Consider the following 3,272-nt stretch of genomic DNA (forward strand, 5'->3'; position numbering starts at 1 on the left):
GACGCCGTGGTGCCCGCCACCGACCTGGCGCGCGAGGCCCGGATGCGCCGGGTGATCGCCGGAGCGGCGGCGGGCGGGCGGCGGGTCGCGGCGGTGATCGGCGCGTTCCACGCCCCGGCCCTGACGGCGGAGTGCGGGCCGGCCGACGGACCGGAACCGGCCGGCGACGTCCCGGCGCCCGAGGCGGCCGTGACCTCCTTCGTGCCGTACTCCTTCGACCTCCTGGACTCCCGCTCGGGCTATCCGGCCGGCATCCGCGACCCGCGCTGGCAGCAGGCCGTGTACGAGGCGGGCGGCGCGCCGGACCGGCTGCGGGACGCGGCCGCCACCGCGCTGACGGGCCTGTGCAGGGAACTGCGCCGCGCGGGCCACACCGCGGGCACGGGCGAGGCCGCCGAGGCGCTGCGGCTCGCCTGCGACCTGGCCTCGCTGCGCGGGCTGCCCGCGCCGGGCCGCGGTGAGCTGCTGGAGGCGGTCACCACCGTGCTCGGACAGGGCGAGCCGCTCGGCCGGGGCCGGGCGCTGGCCCGTGCCCTGGAGGTCGTTCTCGTCGGCACCGTACGGGGCCGGCTCACCCCGCACGCCCCCCGGTCCGGCCTCGGCCCCTCCGTGGAGGAGGAGCTGGCCCGGCTCCGGCTGCCCCGCCCGGAGGACCCCGAACCGCGCGAGGTGCGGCTCGACCCGCTGCGGTCGGCGCTGGACGGGCGCCGCGAGGTGCTGCTCCAGCGGCTGCTGGTCATCGGTGCCGCGTACGGCGAGCCGGTCGCCGTGGCCTCGACCGGGGACGGCACGGCGCTGGGCACCAAGTGGCGTCTGACGTGGACGCCTTCGGTGCCGGCCCGGCTCGACCTGGCGGGGGCGCGCGGGGTGACGGCCGCGCAGGCGGCCGCCGGCACCCTGGGCGAGACCGCGCGGCGCGCGGCGGCCGACGGCGGGCCGACCCCGGCTCAGGTGCGGGCGGGGCTCACCGCCGCCGCCCGCTGCGACCTGCCCGAGCTGGTCGCGGACCGGCTGCGGGAGGCGTCCGAGGTCCTGCCCGAGACGGCGGACCTGCCCGAACTGATCGCCGCGCTGGACCTGTTGGAGGCCCTGCGCCGCGGCCACTTCCCCAACACCACCTCCGAGGCGCGGGACAGCGCGGGCGCGCTCACCGGCGAACTCCTGGAGACCGCCGTCCGGTCGCTGCCGGGACTCGCCGGGAGCGACGCCCCCGCGGACGCCACGGCCCTGGTCGCCCTCGCGGACCGGGCGGCGGCGCGGCAGCTGGGTCTGCGGATGGACCGGGCGCTGGCCGACCTCGCGGCGGACGGCTCGCCGCTCGTCCAGGGCGCGGCCCTCGCCGTCCGGGTCCTGCTGGACCTCGATCCGGCCGCCGGGCTCGGGGAGCGGGCGGCGGGGTGGATCGACGGCGCCACGGGCCCCGACGCGCGCCGCGCGCTCGCGAAGCGGCTGGCCGGTCTGCTCACCGCCGCAGGGCCGCTCCTGGAGGTGTCCCCGGACGCCCTCGGGCCGCTGCTCGACCGGGTCGACACGCTGGCCGACCAGGAGTTCCTCGATCGCCTGCCAGCCCTGCGGGGCGGCTTCGACGCGCTGTCGCCGGCCGCGCGCGAGCGCCTGCTGACCACGGTCACGGAGCGGCTCGGCGACCGTCTCGACCTCGCCCTGGACGGCCCGCCCGAACTCCTCGCGCTGTGGGCGGCGGCGGACGCGGCGAGCCCGGCCGCGCTCAAGGCGCTGGCGCTGCCCGGCGCGGAGCCCTCCTCCGTACCGGCGCGGCCGACGCACGCCGACGCGCCGGCGGCGGAGCCGGTGCTCCCGGTGCCGGAGCACGGGATCGGGACCGCGGACCGCTGGCGGCTGCTCCTCGGCCGGCACAAGGACCGGCTGAGCGGCCGGGCCCGCCGCTACGCCCAGGCCCTCGACGAGCTGTACGGCCGCGGCCGCGGCGAGGGTGCCGACGGGCTCGACGGCGCCCCGTCCGGGCAGGGCGGCGGTCAGGAGGCGTCGTTCCCGACCGCCCGCGAGTGGGCGGAGGAGCTGGAGGCCCTGTTCGGGGCCGACGTGCGCGAGGAGGTCCTCGCCGACGCCGCCGACGCGGGTCGGGCCGACGTCCTGGCCCAGCTGGACCCGGCCGCCGTCCGGCCGTCGGTGGAGCTGCTCTCCTCGGTGCTGTCCCTGGCCGGCGGGATGCCCGAGGCGCAGCTCGCGCGTCTGCGGCCGCTGGTGAAGCGGCTCGTCGACGAGCTGACCAGGGAGCTGGCCACCCGGGTGCGGCCCGCCCTGTCCGGGCTGGCGTCGCCCCGGCCCACCCGGCGCCCGGGCGGCCGTCTCGACCTCGCCCGCACCCTGCGGGCGAATCTGGCGCACACCCGGCGGCTGGACGACGACCGGGTCGTGGTCGTCCCGGAGCGTCCGGTGTTCGGCACCCGGGCGGGCAAGGAGGCGGACTGGCGGCTGATCCTGGTCGTCGACGTCTCCGGCTCGATGGAGGCGTCGGTCGTCTGGTCCGCCCTCACGGCGGCGGTCCTCGGCGGCGTGCCGACGCTGTCCACGCACTTCCTGGCGTTCTCCACGCAGGTGGTGGACCTCACCGACCGGGTGGAGGACCCGCTGTCGCTGCTCCTGGAGGTACGGGTCGGCGGCGGCACCCACATCGCCGCCGGGCTCGCGCACGCCCGGACGCTCGTCACCGTGCCCAGCCGCACCCTCGTCGTCGTGGTCAGCGACTTCGAGGAGGGCGCGCCGCTCGCCGGCCTCCTCGGGGAGGTCCGCGCGCTGGCGTCCTCGGGGGCGCACCTGCTGGGCTGCGCCGCCCTGGACGACACCGGGGCTCCCCGCTACTCGGTGCCGGTGGCCCGCCGGCTCGTCGCCGCCGGGATGCCGGTGGCCGCCCTCAGTCCGCTCGCCCTCGCCCGCTGGGTCGGCGACCGCCTCCGTGGAGAAGCCCGATGAGCCCCGAACCGCTGCCGCCCGTCGCACCCGAGGTCCTCGCCGAGGCCGTCGGGCAGCTCACCGCGCGGCTGCGCAAGAAGCTCGACGCCGCCGTCGCCGAGTGTGCCGGGAAGGCCCTGGCGGGCTCCGGCGGCTCGGTGGAGGTGCGGTTCGGCGAGGACACCCTGGTGATCCTGCGGCCGGGCCCGTCGGGGGCGGTGACGGAGCCCGGTCAGGCGGTCTGCAGCTGTCTCCTGGCGCCGCGCTGCCTGCACCGCGCGGCCGTCCTCGGCGCCGCGCCGCTCGCCGACGCGGACACGGTGCCGCCGGCCGACCCGGCC

1 protein-coding gene and 1 pseudogene are annotated in these 3,272 nt (G+C 79.2%); both read left to right on the forward strand.

Annotated elements, in window-relative coordinates; genetic code table 11:
- On the forward strand, positions 1 to 2,952 hold a 2,952-nt coding region (locus IE321_RS41140; protein WP_190226731.1), incomplete at its 5' end, for a DUF5682 family protein.
- Positions 2,949 to 3,272 (forward strand): annotated as a pseudogene (locus tag IE321_RS41145) (SWIM zinc finger family protein); the annotation flags it as partial. The gene IE321_RS41140 and the pseudogene IE321_RS41145, both read left to right, overlap by 4 nt.

This window comes from Streptomyces hydrogenans, assembly GCF_014656075.1.
GTDB classification, from domain to species: domain Bacteria; phylum Actinomycetota; class Actinomycetes; order Streptomycetales; family Streptomycetaceae; genus Streptomyces; species Streptomyces hydrogenans.